This is a genomic window from Streptomyces sudanensis, from assembly GCF_023614315.1.
Classification (GTDB): Bacteria; Actinomycetota; Actinomycetes; order Streptomycetales; family Streptomycetaceae; genus Streptomyces; species Streptomyces sudanensis.
In genome coordinates this window covers 1,001,547-1,002,537 of sequence record NZ_CP095474.1, presented here as the reverse complement: position 1 = coordinate 1,002,537, position 991 = coordinate 1,001,547, and the positions used below count along the sequence as shown (strand labels likewise).

Genomic DNA, 991 nt, shown 5'->3' with positions numbered 1-991 from the left:
CCCGAGCCCCCGCCGAATCCGGGGCCCCGGCGGCCCTCGCCTCCGGCATCCCGGACCCGGAGCCCCGGGAAGAGGACCCGGCGCCCCCGGCCCCGGGCCCGTCCCGGCGCCTGTTCGTGGCGAGGGCCCTCGCGGTGACCGCGACGGCCGTCGCGGCGGGCACGGTCGCCAACGGCGCCCACACCGTCCTGCGCGGCCCCGCGGTGAAGCGGGTGACCGTCCCCCTCGCCAGGCTGCCGCGCGCCGCCCACGGCTACCGCATAGCCGTCGTCAGCGACATCCACCTCGGCCCCACCCTCGGCCGCGCCCACGCCCAGCGGATCGTCGACGCGGTCAACTCCACGCAGCCGGACCTGATCGCCGTGGTGGGCGACCTCGTCGACGGCACCGTGGAGAACCTGGGCCCGGCGGCCGAGCCGCTGGCCCGCCTCCGCGCCCGGCACGGCAGTTTCTTCGTCACCGGCAACCACGAGTACTTCTCCGGTGTGGAGGAGTGGGTGGAGGAGGTCCGCGAGCTGGGCCTGCGCCCGCTGCGCAACGAGCGCGTCGAGATAGCCGCCGGCTTCGACCTGGCCGGCGTCGACGACCTGGCCGGCGAGAGGTACGGCAGCGGCCCCGACTTCGCACGCGCCCTCGGCGACCGCGACCGGGCCCGCACCGCCGTGCTCCTCGCGCACCAGCCGGTGATGATCCACGACGCCGTGCGGCACGGGGTGGACCTCCAGCTGTCCGGCCACACGCACGGCGGCCAGCTGTGGCCCGGCAACTTCCTCGCGGAGCTGGCCAACCCGACCGTCGAGGGCCTGGAGCGGTACGGGGACACGCAGCTCTACGTGTCGCGCGGCGCGGGCGCCTGGGGCCCGCCGGTCCGCGTGGGCGCCCCCTCCGACATCACGGTCGTGCAACTGGCCTCCCGCGACGCCTGACTTCCGCCCGCCGGACGGGCGGTGACGCGAGCCCCGGCCGAACAGCCCGCCCGGCNGGCGGAAGT

Annotated in this window: 1 protein-coding gene; it reads left to right on the top strand. The window is 77.0% G+C overall.

Features of this window, described 5'->3' with window-relative positions; translation table 11 throughout:
- On the top strand, nt 1-926 hold a 926-nt coding region (locus MW084_RS04465), incomplete at its 5' end, for a metallophosphoesterase (RefSeq protein WP_275563480.1).
- Nucleotides 927-991: the final 65 nt, after the last annotated feature.